This is a genomic window from Herbaspirillum sp. meg3 (assembly GCF_002257565.1).
In the GTDB taxonomy this organism is placed as follows: domain Bacteria; phylum Pseudomonadota; class Gammaproteobacteria; order Burkholderiales; family Burkholderiaceae_D; genus Herbaspirillum.
Genome location: NZ_CP022736.1, coordinates 2,587,719 through 2,603,243, shown reverse-complemented (window position 1 = coordinate 2,603,243; position 15,525 = coordinate 2,587,719). Strand labels below are relative to the sequence as shown.

Below are 15,525 nucleotides of genomic sequence, written 5' to 3'. Positions count from 1 at the left end.
TGTCTTGCACATTCACGATCTGATCGGCGTCGGCTTCGGGCCGTCCAATCTGGCGTTGGCGATTGCCCTGGAAGAAGGCTTGCCGGCGGGACACGCACTCAACGCGCTGTTCCTGGAAAAACAGCCTAATTTCGCCTGGCATAGCGACATGATGCTCGATGACACCCATATGCAGATCTCGTTTCTGAAAGATCTGGTGACGCTACGCAATCCTGCCAGTCCTTTTACCTTCGTCAACTATCTTCACCAGAAGCGCCGGTTGAGTGATTTCATCAATCTCAAGACCTTTTATCCCAGCCGGTTGGAATTCAATGACTATCTTTCATGGGCGGCCGGACATTTCGAAGAGCATTGCCGCTATCAGGAGGAAGTGATTGATGTGGTGCCGGAAAAGCGCGGCAACGACGTCGCCCTGCTCCGCGTGATTTCACGCGACAGCCGTCAGCAGATTCAGGAAAATCTGACCCGCAATCTGGTCCTCGGCATCGGCGGTGTTCCTAACATTCCCGATTGCATGGCCCCGCTCAAAGGCGACCCCCGCGTGTTTCATTCCAGCCGCTTTCGCACTGCTTTCAATCAGCAGCCGCGAGCGCGTCGCGTCGCCATCATCGGCGCCGGCCAAAGCGCCACCGAGATATTCATGGACCTGAACGGTCGGGAAGATATTGCGGTCGACTTTATCACCCGGGCGCGCACCATCAAACCGTCCGACGACAGCCCTTTCGTCAACGAAATTTTCAATCCGGACTACACCGACTACGTCTTCAATACCAAGGAAGACAGTCGTGGTGCCTTGCTTGATGAGTTCATGCAGACCAACTATGCGGCGCCGGACATGGCCCTGATTGAACGCATGTTTCAAGTCTTTTACCTGCAAAAGGTTAGCGGTAGCCAACGGCACCGTTTTCTGCGTCGTCACAACACCGTCGAGGCTAGCGCAGACGCTGCCGGCGTGCATCTGCGCCTGCACGATATGGAAACAGGCAACGTGCACAGCCTGACCTATGACGTCGTGATCCTGGCCACCGGCTACCAGCGGCAACAGCATCATGCGCTGCTGTCCTCGCTGCAATCCTACTTGCCAGAGATGCGAGTTGATCGCAACTATCGTCTGCACAGCACACCGCAATTCAAACCGTCCATTTTTCTGCAAGGCAGCTGCGAACCCTCGCACGGCCTGAGCGACACCCTGCTCTCCGTGACAGCGATTCGTACCAAAGAAATCAGCGAGGCACTTTCCAGATGCCCGCTGCCGATGCCGGCCTATCCGGCCAAGCATCAAAGTCCCGGGGAAGTGCATGCAGCTGCTGCACTGCGGATCTGACAATAACTTTAACTACGATACGACTCATCACCTCATCATGCCAATAACAACATCTACTCAAGGTTCGTTTCCTTTTCGCCAGCGTCTGCTGGTGCGTTCGCTTCAATACGGAATGCTGGGCTTGTCCCTCTCGGGCAGCGCCTATGCGCAGCAAGCAAGTGCTGATCAAAATCAAAGCCTGCCGGAAGTGACCGTCAATTCAAAAAAGGAACAGGAAAAGGCCACCGGTCCGGTGCAAGGCTACGTCGCCAAACGCAGCGCCACCGGCACCAAGACCGATACCCCTATTACTGAGACGCCGATGTCGTTGTCAGTGGTCACCAGCGATCAGATCGCTGCCCAACAGGCCCGCACCGTGAGCGAAGCACTCGGCTTCACCAGCGGTGTGCAGGCTCCTACCGGCGCGTTTGCGGTGACCGAATCCGCATTGTTGTTGCGCGGCTTTCCAATCAACAACGGCGGATCAATCTATCGCGACGGTACGCTGACCTCTTCCAACGCCAATTACAGCCGCTACGCACCGGAGCCTTATGGCCTGGAGCGGATCGAACTGCTGCACGGCCCGGCTTCGGTGTTGTTTGGTCAGAATCAGCCGGGTGGCGTGATCAATGTCGTCTCAAAGAAACCGACCACCACACCGCTACATGAACTGCAAGTACAGGTTGGCAGCTACAACCGCAAGCAAGTCGCCGGTGATTTCAGTGGTCCGATCGACGATGCCGGCATTTGGTCGTATCGCATCACAGGTCTGGTGCGCGATGCAAAAACACAAGTTGATGACACGGTCGACAAGCGCACTTTCCTGTCCCCTGCGATCACCTGGCGCCCATCGAATCGCACCGAGCTGACGATTCGGGCCGAATATCAACGCACTGAAGGCTTGTCCAACAATCTGCTGCCGGCAGCCGGTACCGTGGCGTACAACCCCAATGGCCAGATCCCGACCAACCGAGTGCTTGGCTTGTCCCGTTATAACAATGAAGTGTACGAAAACTCGGCCATCGGCTACCAATTCGAACATCGTTTCGACGATGTCTGGTCGGTGCGCCAGAATGTGCGCTATTCCAGCTATAACGGCACCCGCAACAATCTGCGTTTCGGATCCTTTTTCCCGACCACGCAGTTAAACACCGTCGCGCTGCAACGCTGGCAACTGCACACCGATGCCGACACGATTACTGCTGACAATCAGGTGCAAGCCGATTTCACTACCAGTATCCTCACGCACAAGGTGATAGCGGGCGTCGACTATCATCGCACTGCTGCCAATCTGCGCGGCTATACCGGTAATATCACCACCAGCACACTCAGCCTTTTCAATCCGGTTTACGTGAACAACTTGCCGGCCGTGGCGGACAACTACAACGTGCGCACGGTGGACGACCAGTTCGGTGCCTACCTGCAAGATCAGATCAAGATCGCTCAACGCTGGCTGCTGTCGGCGGGTGTGCGTCGCGACTGGTCGGATCAGACGACCCAGAACTATCTGAGCAAGGCCAAGACCGAGCGTAACGACAAGGCCTTTACGCGCAATTTCGGATTGGTTTATCAGATGGACCACGGCATCTCGCCCTACTCCAGCTACTCACAGTCGTTCACACCAGTTTCCGGCACTACCTCCCAAGGCGTACCGCTGAAGCCGGAACAGGCCAAGCAATACGAAGTCGGCGTCAAGTACGAGCCGGTAGGCACCAACGCGCTGTTCACGGCAGCCTTATTTGACCTGCGCCGCCAGAACGTCACCACTACCGATCTCAGCAACCCGACCTTCAGCGTACAGACCGGTGAAGCCCGCTCACGTGGTCTGGAGCTGGAAGCCAAGGCCTCGCTGGTACGTGGACTCAACACCACGGCAAGCTATAGTTACACCAACACTGAAGTCACCAGCGCCAACGACGCCAAACTAGGCAAAGCTCTGCCCGGAGCAGCCAAGCATAGCGGCGGCGTGTGGGCGGACTATGCATTCCAGAATGGTGCTCTGGTCGGCTTGCATGTCGCCGGCGGCGTACGCTACATCGGTCGCAGCTACGGCAACGCACTCAATACCTTTGAAACACCGAGCGTGACCTTGATCGACTTTGGCGCACGCTACGATCTGGGACAACTGTCGTCGGCCTGGCGCAACTTTGAACTGGGCCTGAAAATCAATAACGTCGCCGATCGCGTCTACGCATTCTGTTACGAGAATTGCGAGTACGGCGCTCGCCGCGCCGGCATCATCTCGCTCACTACGCGATGGTAAGCAGTACTCCTGCAGGGCGGATGCGCATCTGGCATCCGACACGCCAGACCTTTGTCCTGCTGCATCGTTGGACAGGTCTGGCGATTGCTTTTTTTCTAGTCGTCGCCAGCCTCACCGGCACCCTGCTGGCATTTGAAGACGAACTGGAAGTGTGGCTGGCGCCGCAATTGCATGTGGCGCTGCCGGCGTCCAGGAAGGCTACGGATGCCATGCTTGATCCTTACACGTTACGCGAACGGGTGGAGCAGGCGCTCGGCCCCAAGGTCCGTATTAGCCAGCTGATGTTGCGCCCGGAACCAGGACGTACGCTCGCCTTCACACCTGATCCGGCGATTGACCCCGCGACTCAACGCCCCTACCAGCTTGGCTACAACCAGATTCTGGTCAATCCCTACACCGGCGCCATCCAGGGAGTGCGCGATCTTAACAAGATCAGTATCCGGCCGGAAAACCTCATGCCCTTTCTGTTTCGCATCCATCATTCGATGGCATTGCCACGCATACCGGGCGCACTGTTGATGGGATTGGTGTCGGTGTTATGGACTATCGACTGCTTCGTCGGTGCCTATCTCACATGGCCGCGTGGCAGGCCGTTTTTCACCAAGTGGAAACCGGCGTGGCTGGTCAAATGGCAAGCCGGTTTTTATCGGGTCAATCTGGACTTGCACCGCGCGTTGGGCTTGTGGTGCTGGCTGATGTTGCTGCTGTTTGCCTGGTCAAGTGTGATGTTCAATCTGCGTGAGCAAGTCTTTGAGCCGGTGATGGCCACCGTGCTGCCGTTCGACAACAGCTGGCGCGGCCAGCCGGCCTTGCGCGAACCGCTGGCGCAGATGCCGATGACCTGGCCACAGGCCCATGCCGCCGCACGCAAGGCCATGCAACAATTCGCCAGCGAACATGCCATGCAGATCGACGCCGAAGAACGTCTCAGTTTTGACCGGCGGCGCGGCTTGTTTGCCTACATGGTGCACAGTTCGCTGGACCTGCGCCCGCATGTCGGCAATACCGGCGTGCTCATCGATGCGCGCACCGGCGAGTTGCGCGGGCATTGGTTGCCGACGGGTGATGTCAGCGGCAACACCTTCAGCAATTGGATCGGCGCTTTGCATATGGGACATGTGTTCGGCCTTCCCTGGAGAATTTTCATTACCTTCATCGGCCTGTTCATTACCGTCGTTTCAGTAACGGGTGTCATCGTCTGGTGGAAAAAACGGCGCGCCAAATCCACCGTACGACGCTGAACCAGCCTGTTTTTTTCTCTTTTCTTTTTCACCTTTCAGCCTGAGGGGCGGCATCTCCATGATACGAGACGCCGCCCCTTTCTCTTCCCTGCCGCTCTGCTACATCAGCGCTGCCACCTGCACATGCCATGCCGGGGATGTCAGCAACGACAGATGGTCGGCATCCACCACACTGACCTCTGCCTGTCCTTGTCCTTGCGCCGCATACGCACGCCAGTCAGTAGCGACCTGTGCAGCCTCGCGTCGACCAGCCTGCCAAACATGCAGCGGCACGGAGGGTGCGGGTGGCAGCTCTGTTTCCAATCCCAGACGCAGACAACGAATGCGCTCCCACAGAGCGGCCTCGGCACCTTCCTGACCGGATCCGTCCAGCGGTAATCCATCACCCGCTCTGGCCACTACTTCCAGCAAGAAATAGGCGCGTTGAGGCGAGGTCATCTGTGCCAGCAAGGCGTGCCAGCGTTCGGCCATGGCCGAACGCTGCAACCATTGCGCCAAGCGCGCTTCCTGCGGTGCCAGCACTGCTTGCGGCGGCATGCTCATTTGCGCCAACTGTCCGCGTAAAACGGAGAAGTCGGAACTGTCTGCAAGTCCGATCCAGTCAACAGGGATGTCCGCCCCGCTCTGACGCAACTGCCTGGCAGTCTCCAGAGCCAGCAAGCCGCCCACTGACCAGCCAAGGAAGCAGCAACGCTTGCCCTGCAGGTCTCGCTTGATGACGCCGGCATACTGCGTCGCCAATGCCACCACATCCATGCTGCTCCAGCGCCAGCGCTCTTCAGGAGGACATAGCAATTGCAGCACGCTGTGATGCTGCCCCAGCGTTTCTGCCAGTGCACGGTACTCGTCTGCATTGGACATGCGCGCCGGGAAGCACACCAACACTGCTGCCTGCGTCTGATCTGGCGACCGGCTGGCCTGATGATGCATCAGCGTGGCCGCCGCACCGTTGCGTAGCGCCAGCATGCTCGCCAATTCCCGCAGGACTGGGAGGCTAAACACATCGGCCGGTTGCATCGCCGCCAGTCCATGATCGCGTGCCACCGCATTCCAGCGCGTAAGCACCTGCATGGCTTGCAGCGAGTTGCCGCCGAGCGCAAAGAAGTCATCATCCGGCGTCACCTGCTTCACCAGGGGCTGATGCAACACCGCTTGCCAGATCGAGATCAGATGCGCTTCGACTGCACTCGTCGTTGCTCCGATGCTGGCGACAACCATGTCCGTCTGTATTGCCGACGACATGGGCACTGCCGGAGTTACCGGTGCTGCCAGCAAGAAATCCGCCAACCTGCCGTGGCGGCTATCGGACAGTTTATCGAGCAACACGGCCAGTCGTTGCGCCACCTGCTCCACCAGCGCTGGCGCCAGACGTGCCGCATCGTATTCAAATTGGAAGCGTAAGGCGGTACCCGGCAATACCACCAGCGTCAGCGCAAAATCACTGGCGCCGCGGCTGCGGATAGTATCGAAGGCGAGCGAACGACCCACTCCCTTTTTCAGCGATTCGTCCACTGGAAAGTTTTCAAAGATCATCAGCGTGTCAAACAAGGCATGCGTAGCCTGGCCGGACCAGGCCAGTACGTCGCCCAGCGCCACATGTTCACGTTGCCGCAGGTTCAGGTTATGCGCCTGCAACTGTGCCAGCCACTGCACTACACTGTGCTGCGCATCCAATCGCTGTATCAACGGCAAGGTGTTGATACACATGCCCATGACCCGTTCGATCCCCGGGAAATCCACACTACGACCGGACACGGTGACACCGAACACAACATCAACCGCCCCCGTGTACTCGTGCAGCAGCAGACTCCAGGCTGCCTGTACCAATGTGTTGAGCGTCACCTGGCTGGCTCCGGCAAAGGATTGCAAGCGACGGCTACGTTCCTGATCGATCGACAGATAGACTGTCGCATACGCTGACGGCGCGCCACTGTTGCAAGTCGCCTCAATTGCAGGCAGCAGCGCGGTGGCCGCCGGTGTCGCACCCAGCAAGCCCGCCGGTCGGGATGGCGCACAACGTGCAAACTGCGCGCGCCAGTACGCCTCATCCGAATCGGCAGAAGCTGCCGATTGCTGCGCCAGCCATGCCATATAGCTGGAAAACGGCAAGGCTTGCTGCGCCACAGGTTTATCTTCCGCCAGTGAAAACACCTCGCCCAGCAATTGCGACATGCTCCAGCCGTCCAGCAAAATATGATGCCAGGTCCAGAGTAAGCGAACCCCATCGTCCAGTTGGGCGATCACAAACCGCATCAGCGGTGGCCGCCGTGCATCGAAACCGCGCTGGTGCTCATAGCGGCACAGGGCCAGCCATTCTTGCTCGGCATTCTGCGACGACCTCCCGCGCCAGTCGAGCAAGGTCATCGGCAATGTTGCCTGACGCAGCACGACTTGTTGCGGCACCTCCAGCGGACTCCAGACAAAGGCCGTTCGCAGCACCGGATGACGCTGCAACACCGTCGTCCAGGCCTGACGGAATCGCGCCACATCGATCGTCTTGCTGTGTGCATCGAGCTGGACCACATTGGCGGTCGAATACGGTGCGCGCAGCAGATGCAGCAACATGCCGCGCTGCAAAGGCGTAGTCGGATAGATATCCTCGATCTGGGCGGGCCGGCAATCCATTTCAACCAGCACGCTGTCGAGCTGCGGCTGCGTCAGACGCGCCAATGGAAAGTCCGACGGCGTGATGCCGCTGCTACCGCTGCAACAATGCGTGACCACGTCATGCAAAGCGCGCTCCAGCAACTGCATCAAGCCATCAATGGTGGCAGCGTGATAACGCGCTTTGCTGTAAGTTGCCTCCAGCCGTAGTTCGCCGCCGACAATCTGACCGTTGATGGATAGATCCTGTGCCATCGGCGCAGCGGCGTCACGTGAGGCCCCCGGCGATTCAGCCGCCGGTTGCCAGTCGTCGCCGGCGCGGAAATTGCCGTCGAACTGCCCCAGATAATTGAAGGCAAGCGCCGCCGTCGGCACCGTCTCCAGTGCCGCGCGTTGCTGTGCCGTGCCCCATTGCCGCAACAGACCAAAACCGATGCCCTTGCGTGGGATAGCGCGTAAGGTTTCCTTGACCGCAGTGATCAATGCAGGCAACGTGCCGCTGGTGGGCAACGCTACCGGCATCACACTAGTGAACCAACCGACCGTGCGCGAGACATCGATGTCATCATCGAGTTGTTCGCGGCCATGCCCCTCCAGCGTGATCAGTACTTGCTGCAAGCCGCTCCACTGTCCCAATGCCTGACCCAGCGCCGCCAGCAACAGATCGTTGATCTGCGTGCGATAGGCAGCCGGTGCCTGTTTCAGCAGCGCCTGTGTCGTCGCCACATCCAGCCGGCACGCAGCACGCGCCTGATCGCTGGCCAGCAGCGGCGCCTGCGGCATGTCGCACGGCAACCCTGCAGGCGTTGTGCTGAGTGCCTGCCAATATGCCAGTTCGTCTGCGGAAGTAGGTGCGAAGTCCTGCAACACGCGCCCCCAGTCACGGTACGAGTCCGTCTTTGCCGGTAACACGATGTCCTGTCCACTCAGCCGCTGCGCATAGGCGGTTTGCAGGTCTTCCAGCAACACCCGCCAGGAAACGCCGTCCACCACCAGGTGATGCACCACCACGAGCAAGCGCCACGAACCGTCTTCGAGCGCCATGCAGACCGCACGCAACAGCGGGCCATGGGTCAAGTCGAGACTGCGTTGCGCCTGCGCACACACCTCATCCAACGCGCTCGCGTCAACCTGCTTCTGCCACAACAACGCTACGGCCGCGGCATCTTGCTCGGTCAACGGCGGGCTATATGTTTGCCGCCAGGCACCATCGTCCATCTGTTCAAATCTCATGCGCAAGGCATCATGCTGATTGACGATACTCAACAACGCGCCTTGCAACGCAGCCGCATCAATCGCGCGCGGGCTACGCAGCATCACTGCCTGATTCCAGTGGTGCCGCGATGGAATCGGGCTGGCAAAAAATTGCGCCTGTATCGGTAGTAAGGGCACTTCGCCGTCACTGGCGGAGTCGGCTGTACGATGTAGGGATCCCGCCGACACGCTACCGGCAGCTTCGGCCACCAGCGCGAGCGCTGCCACGGTCTGCTGCTCGAAGATCTGTTTTGGCGTCACTTTCCAGCCGTCCTGACGCAAGCGGGCAATGATTTGCAGGCTCAGAATCGAGTCACCGCCTAGTTCGAAGAAGTTGTCATGACGGCCGATGGCGGTGACGCCCAACACAGCTTCCCAGCACGCCGCAATGCGCGTTTCCAGTTCGCCGTCCGGGAGGTCGGCAGGTGCGCCGGCGGCGCGCTCCTTGTCCTGTCCGGCGTCCTGCGGCAGCGCCTTGCGGTCAATCTTGCCGTTGGGATTAAGCGGTAATGCGTCCAGCAGCAGTATCTTGCCCGGCACCATATATCCCGGCAACGTCGCCGCCAAGGCGCGCTGTACCGCTGCCAAATCCGGAGCAGCATCCGCATGCGCGCTTACATAAGCCCACAGCCGGTCGACCTCGGCTACGCGTCTCACCACGGCCACTGCCTGGCGGATACCCGGCTGCGCTAGCAAGGCGGCTTCGACTTCACCCAGCTCAATGCGGAATCCCTTGATCTTGACCTGATGATCGATGCGCCCCAGATAGGCAATCTGACCGTCCTCGCGCCAGCGCACCAGATCGCCTGTGCGATACATGCGCGCACCTGGCTCACCAAACGGATCAGGCAGAAACGACGCCGCCGTCAGACCAGGGCGATCAAGATAACCGCGTGCCAGTCCGCTGCCGCCGATATACAGTTCTCCGGCTACGCCACGTGGCAGCAACTGGAGCCGGTCGTCGAGAATCATCGCAGTGCGTGCCCCGACCGGACTGCCTATCGGTGCATACGGTGCATCACAGGCTTGCTGTGCGTCGACTTTCCATACCAGTGGCGTGACCACCGTCTCGGTGGGGCCGTAACCATTGATAAGACGCTGCGGGCGCAGCACCTGACGGACCTGTTCGAAGGTGTCCTGCGGCATCGCTTCGCCGCCGAAGGAATACAGAAATACCGGTGGTGGATTACCGGTCCGCGCTACCCAGTCCGCGAGCTGCTTGAGATATACCGGCGGGAAACCGGCGTGTGTGATGCCATGCCGATGCAACGCAGCGACGGTCTGTTCGGCGGTCCACAGATCGGGGTCACGCAACACCAGCGTGCCGCCGGCACTTAGCACCGTCATCCAGCGCTCGTGCGCGCCATCGAAAGAAAACGACAAGAAATGCAGCTCACGTGATTGCGGCCCCATTTCATAAAGCGTCGCAGTGGCCTGGATATGCATACTCAGAGGGCCGTGCGTGACGGCGACACCTTTGGCCTTACCGGTGGAGCCCGAGGTATAGATCACATAGGCCATTTGCGCCGGGCTGACCTCGACAGCGGGCGCATGCGACGCACCGTGAGTCAGATCCAGCGCATCCAGTTCAAGCACGACGAGACCGGACAGCGACGACGGTGGCAACGGTGGCAACGGTGGCAACAGATCGCGTTGCGTCAGCAGCAGGCTCACACCAGCGTCGTCAAGCATGTAGGTCAGCCGTTCGGCGGGCGTTTCCGGGTCCAGCGGCACATAGGCGGCACCCGCTTTGAGCACCGCCAGCAATGCCACGATCATCTGCGGCGAACGCGGCAAGGCGACGCCGATGCGCAGTTCTCCGCCGCTATGAGCGCCGGCATCAACAGCGGCAGCCTGCGCCATCAGCAGATGCGCCAACCGGTTGGCGCGAGCGTCCAGCTCGCTGTAACTGAGACTGTCCTCCCCCATACGCACCGCCAACGCCAATGGCGTGCGCTGTGCGATCTGCTGGAACAGCACATGCACCGGTTGTGCCGCATAGGTTTCCGCCTGCCCCTGCCCCTGCTTCAGCAAGGCGCGCTGTTCATCGGCATCAAGGATAGACAGGGCGCCAGTCGGCTGGTCGTGCGCGGCGATAAGTTCTTGCAGGCAATGCTGTAGTTGGCGTGCAATCGACAGCACCGCGCTATCGCTGAAATGGCTGCGGTCATAGCGCCAGCCGATGTTCAGGCCATCACCCAGCGAGACACCGACTGTCATCGGATAGTTGGTCTGTTCACGGCTATGCGTGCGCTTGAAACGCAAGCTGCCGTCGGCAGCAGCACCATCCCGCAATGCGGCGTCGATCGGATAGTTTTCGAACACCAGAATGCTGTCAAACAGGCTTTGACCCAGATGGGCATGCCAGCGTTGAATATCATAGAGCGGCGTGTGCTGCAGCGTGCGCGATGCCAGATTCTGGGCCTGCAGGTCCTGTAACCATTGTGATATCGATTGTCCATGCTGAGCCGGTACCATGACCGGCAAGGTATTGATGAACAACCCCAGCAAATGTTCGGCACCGGCCAGATCGTCCGGCCTCCCTGCAACGGTAGCGCCGAAGCACACAGCCGGCTGTCCGGTATAGCGTTGCAACAGCAATCCCCAGGCTGCCTGCACCAGTGTATTGAGCGTCACACGCTGAGTCCTGGCGAAGCTGGCCAGCGCCTCGGTTTGCGCAACAGACAAGACGATCCGGTGTTCGCCGAAGGACTCGGCATCCGGCACCGACGCTGATACCGCAGTCGGCGTTGGTGTCGGTACACTCAGCGTCTGATGCAGATAGGTCGGTGCCGTCAGCGGCGTCAGCAGTGCTTGCCAGTATTGCTGGGGCTCTTCACCGTCCTGTTGTTGCAGCCAGCGGATGTAGTCGCGATAAGCGCCGGTCTGTACCGTCGATGTGCCTGCTCCGTGATAACGCCGCACCACCTCACCCAGCAATTGCGAGGTACTCCAGCCATCCAGCAGCAGATGATGCACAGTCCAGATGAAGTGATAGCCGACCTCGCCGGTGCGCACCAGCGCCAGCCGTTGCAGCGGTGGCTGATTCAGGTCGAAGCCCCGCGCAAGCTGTTCGGCGGCGATACTATCGAGCGCCGTACCGGGGTCGGCCATGGCACGCACGTCGTAGTCTTCCAGCGGCAACGGTGCGGTGCGCGCGACCCATTGCAAAGGCGGTGTGCAGTCGGCAAGAAAACCGGTGCGCAAGACATCGTGTTCTTGCTGCACCGCCTGCCAGGCGGCGCGAAAGCGATCGCTATCGAGCGCGCCGTCAATGTCGATGCGCAACTGATTGATGTAAGCCGCGCTGCCGCTTTCATAGACGCTATGGAACAGCATCCCGGTCTGCATCGGTGACAGTGGATAGAGCGCTGCCATCCGCTCCTGTGGCACTGGCAGCTGTGCCAGTTGCGGCGATGTCAGCGGTGAGGACAGCAAGGACATATCCAGTGTATCGGCAGGATGTTTCTGCAATCCGATACCATGCGCTGCATCGCTCACCACAGGTGCCAGCGCGACCGCCACGGCAGCCAGCAACGCCACGCTTTGCCGTTCGAACACCTGCTTCGGCGTAATTTTCCAACCCGCCTGACGCATACGCGCAATGATTTGCAGGCTGAGGATGGAGTCGCCGCCGAGCGCAAAGAAGTTATCGTGCCGTCCGACCTGTGGCAGGCCCAATACGGTTTGCCAGATCTGCGCCAGTTGTTGCTCGGTGTCGCCCTGTGGTGCGGCGTAGGCTTCTTCGCTCTGCGTCTGCACCGCCGGCAAAGCCTTGCGGTCGATCTTGCCGTTGGTGCTCAGCGGCAGCGTCGCCAGTTCCATGATCACGGTCGGCACCATGTAGTCCGGCAGTTGTCGGCCCAGAACCATCCGTAAGGCTTCCGCATCGATCTGTGCACCGGCCCGCGCTGAAACATAGGCCACCAGTTGTTTGCTGCCTGCCACCTCCACGGCAACGACCACCACTTCACGGATGACCGCTTGCGCCAATAAAGCAGCCTCAATTTCGCCAAGTTCTATACGCAAGCCGCGGATCTTGACCTGATGATCCAGTCGCCCCAGATACATGATCTGCCCGTCCTCGCGCCAGCGCACCAGATCGCCGGTGCGATATAACCGTTCGCCGTTGGCTGAGAACGGGCTGGCGACGAAACGCTCTGCGGTGAGCCCGGGCTTGCCCAGATAGCCGCGCGCCAGATTGACACCTCCCAGATACAACTCCCCTGCCACACCCTGCGGCACCAGTTGCAGCGCGTCGTCCAGAATATAGGTTTGGGTGGCGCTGATAGGACGCCCTATCGGTACGCTCGCGCTACGGTCATCGACCCGGCACGTCCAGTGCGTGACGTCGATGGCGGCTTCGGTCGGTCCGTACAGGTTGATCAGTTGCGCCTGCGGCAATTGACGCTGCGTCTGCTGCTGCAACTCCATCGGCAAGGCTTCGCCGCTGCAAATCACGCGTTGCAGTTTCGGGCAATGCGCTGCAGCAATGTCGCTCACGAAGGCTTGCAGCATCGACGGCACAAAGTGCAACGTGGTGATGCCGTACTCACGAATTAACTGGCCCAGTTGCGCCGGATCACGATGTGCGCCCGGCGGCGCCATGACCAGTTCTGCACCGGTCATGAGCGGCCAGAAGAATTCCCACACCGAGACATCGAAGCCGAACGGGGTCTTTTGCAGGACCTTGTCGCCGGGACCTAAGCCATAGGCTTGCTGCATCCACATGAGCCGGTTGACCAGCGAACTATGCCGGTTGGCAGCGCCCTTGGGCTGCCCGGTGGAGCCCGAGGTGTAGATCACATAGGCCAGATGTTCGGGGTGCAAGCGCAACGCGGGATTGTGCGCGGGTTGCTGTGACAGTGCCGGTGCCAGCGTGGCGACATCGATGACGCGCACAGTGCTGCCATCGGATGCTGCCGGCAACAACGGTAACAACGGTAACAACGGCAGTATTGCCGCCTGCGTGAGCAGCAAGCCAATGCGGCTGTCTTCGATGAAGTAGCTCAGCCGTTGTGGCGGATGATCCGGATCCATCGGTACGTAGGCCCCCCCTGCCTTCATGATGGCCAGCAAGGCGACGACCATTTCCTGCGAACGCTCCATGGCAACGCCAACCCGGCTGTCCGGCCCGACACCCTGCCCGATGAGCCAGTGCGCCAGCTGATTGGAATGACGATTGAGTTGCTCGTAGGTCAACGTCTGTGCGCTCTGCACCACGCGCACAGCGCTACTCCGCGCATGCAACATCACCTGTTGTTCAATGAGCGACAGGATACTGGGGACGCTGTTGGCATGTGCCGTATTACGGCTCCACTGCAACAGGGTCTGTTGTTCTTCTTCATCCGACAGAACCAGATCACCGATGGTGCAGTCGGGATCGGATGTCATCTGTGCCAGCACCGCCTGATAATGTCGTGCGATGCGTTGCATGGTGGCGGCACTGAATACCTCGCTGCTGTATTCCAGGCGCGCATTGACCTTGCCGTTGATGATCTTGATGTCTAACGCCAGATCGAACTTGGCCGAGCGCACGCCGATGTCGAGCGTGGTTGCGGTGACACCATCCAACTCCAGAGTAGCTGCGCCCTCAATGATCTGTAAACCAAACATAGTCTGAAACAGTGGATGACGCCCGAGTCCGCGTTCGGCCGGATAGCGTTCCAGCAGCAGTTCAAACGGCAGTTCGGCATGCTCCAGCGCTGTCAGCGCAGCGCTGCGCACCTGCCGGCATGCGTCGCGCAACGACAGGCGCGAACCGAGTCTGGCACGCATGACCTGAGTGGTGACGAAAAAACCGACCATGTCTTGCAACTCCGGCCGGTTGCGACCTGCCTGCGGCACTCCGACTGCAAAATTGTCCTGCCCGCTGTACCGCCTTAGCAGCACCTGCCAGGCCGCCAGCAACACGACAAACGGCGTGCAATGCTGATCTCTGCAAAATTGCCTGAGCCCTGCAGCCAGACCGGTGTCCAACGAAAAATTCAAAGCCGCACCGGCACCGTCGCTTTGACCACTGCGGGGGCGGTCCAGCGGGAGGTTGAGTGGCGGTACGTCGTCACCCAGTACGGTCTGCCAATGATCCAGCTCTTGCCGGAGCCAGTCTCCTTGCAGATGTTCGCGCTGCCAGCGGGCGTAATCGGCATACTGCAACGGCAAGGCCGGCAGCACCGGCAAGCACCCAGGCTCTGCCAGCGCGAGCCGGTAAGCCTGCTGCAAATCGTTTGCGACAATTGGATTGGACCAGGCGTCGGAAATAATGTGATGCATGCCGATCAGCAGTACGTGTTGCTGCTGTCCTGAATCTTGCCCCTCTTGGCCCTCTTGCTGCCCCAGTTTCAACAGCCGCACGAACAACAAGGGTGCCTCGCGCAGATCGAACACATGCGCCATGGCGGCATCGATTTGCGCAGCCACTATGTGTTCCTGCTCTGCCGGCGTCTCTTCGCTGCAGTCAATCACCTGCATGGCAAACGGCACTGTTGCCGTCACCTGCTGCGATGCAATCCCGTCTTGTTCCACAAAGCAGGTGCGCAAGCTGGCGTGACGTGCAATCAGGGCGGCAAAGGCAGCTTCCAATGCAGCGTGGTCGAGCGTGCCGTGCAACCTGAAGGCGCGGGTCAGGTTGTACGCCGTCTGCTGCGGCTCCATCTGCTGCAAGTACCACAGCTGCTGCTGCGAGAACGATAGCGGCGAGGACGATGCTGCGCCGGCGTCCCTGTCCAGTCTGTCGCTGTGCTCGGAGAGGCTTTGGTAACGTAGTGCCTGCTCTTGTGCATCGCTTTGCAAGAGTGCCAGCAGTTGATTGTTTTTTTCGTTCATGAAGGGGCTGCTCACATATCTGGTGGCGGTGTGCC

4 protein-coding genes are annotated in these 15,525 nt (G+C 59.9%); 3 read left to right on the top strand and 1 reads right to left on the bottom strand.

Annotated features, from left to right (window positions below; genetic code table 11):
• The first annotated feature begins 4 nt into the window (after positions 1–4).
• The 3 genes from hmeg3_RS11675 to hmeg3_RS11665 are packed head-to-tail and all read left to right on the top strand — an operon-like array spanning position 5 to position 4,807.
• Positions 5–1,324: a lysine N(6)-hydroxylase/L-ornithine N(5)-oxygenase family protein gene (locus hmeg3_RS11675; RefSeq protein WP_094563869.1), complete on the top strand. Its 1,320-nt coding sequence runs from the start codon at positions 5–7 to the stop codon at positions 1,322–1,324.
• A 37-nt stretch (positions 1,325–1,361) separates the two neighbouring features.
• Positions 1,362–3,566 (top strand): TonB-dependent siderophore receptor, encoded by a 2,205-nt coding sequence (locus tag hmeg3_RS11670; protein ID WP_094566283.1) that lies wholly within the window; start codon positions 1,362–1,364, stop codon positions 3,564–3,566.
• Positions 3,567–3,586: 20 nt separating this feature from the next.
• Complete coding sequence (locus tag hmeg3_RS11665) at positions 3,587–4,807, top strand: PepSY domain-containing protein (RefSeq protein ID WP_094563868.1); 1,221 nt, start codon at positions 3,587–3,589, stop codon at positions 4,805–4,807.
• 99 nt (positions 4,808–4,906) lie between these two features.
• Here hmeg3_RS11665 and hmeg3_RS11660 read toward each other — a convergent pair whose 3' ends face one another.
• The gene (locus tag hmeg3_RS11660) at positions 4,907–15,490 is read right to left on the bottom strand and encodes a non-ribosomal peptide synthetase (RefSeq protein ID WP_094563867.1); all 10,584 of its coding nucleotides are present in this window, start codon (positions 15,488–15,490) and stop codon (positions 4,907–4,909) included.
• Positions 15,491–15,525: the final 35 nt, after the last annotated feature.